At 37.5% G+C, this 1,002-nt stretch carries 1 protein-coding gene; it reads right to left on the reverse strand.

Annotation, left to right across the window (positions count from 1 at the left end; genetic code table 11):
- Positions 1–8 precede the first annotated feature (8 nt).
- Positions 9–995 (reverse strand): choloylglycine hydrolase family protein, encoded by a 987-nt coding sequence (locus tag AC1DJR_RS31370; RefSeq protein WP_429688957.1) that lies wholly within the window; start codon positions 993–995, stop codon positions 9–11.
- Positions 996–1,002: the final 7 nt, after the last annotated feature.

A 1,002-nucleotide genomic window follows, 5' to 3' on the forward strand; every position in this document is an offset into this window, starting at 1 on the left:
AAATCTGATTAGTTTTCATAAAATATCTTATGTTTCCGCTGGAACGGATAAGTTTTAATTTCATCTGTATCTAAATTTTCATTAAATAAATGAATAGCTATAATTTGTCTACAATCATAGGTATGGTAATAATATGTACCAGACTCCATACACATTGCGCTTGTATAAATGGTATTATCTAATGTACCTTCTTCCGTTATTACTCCACCTTTTGGAACCTCACAATTTGATAAGATATGAAAAATGGCCGATATGCCCTCTTCTTCGTTATCTATACCTTGAATATTTTGTTTGCCATACGCTGCCCGAACAAACCTTGATGGTGGGGTGAAATCCCCAGGGAGTCCCATCGAACCTGAACCTTGTCCAAAAGCACTTAATGATACATCCCCCCATTGTGTTGGCGCATATGGCTGCGATTTAAGACCGATATATTGTCTTAAATTTTGTAGATGCCAGTTAAACTCAGGACTATTGGTCATTACCCCAAGAGGATTATCATATATTTTTAGTCCTTCAGTTGTCGGCTCTAGTACAATACAATCTCCCCATTTATCCGCTAAAATCCAATGTAGCGGTGGAGTAACCCCTAAAACAGGTAATGGTACATCCAAAAAGGAAATACTATCTACAGAGTTCTTTAACTCTTCGACAGAATTGAATTGTGTGAGACTCCATGCCACAAAATCAAATGGAGCCAGATTCGTTTTATTTTCATCTATACTGTTACTATAACTAGCGAATCCTGGAAAATAGAGTGTTGCACATGTCATACCTGATTCATTTACTCCGTCCGCCAGGATGATCCTTCCTTGATGGTTAATCCCCATCCCGACAACAGCTTGTTTCGCCTCGATGGTTTCACCAGTTATATTGTTCCATTGATAACTTCGAGGAACTATTATTACTTCTTGATTGAAATCTAATGTGAAATCCATCGTTCTTGCAAAAAGATGCTGACCGCTTTTTGTCTGTAATGTCAAACTGGTACACATAAAGAAC

Source organism: Bacillus sp. 05T31, from assembly GCF_056396725.1.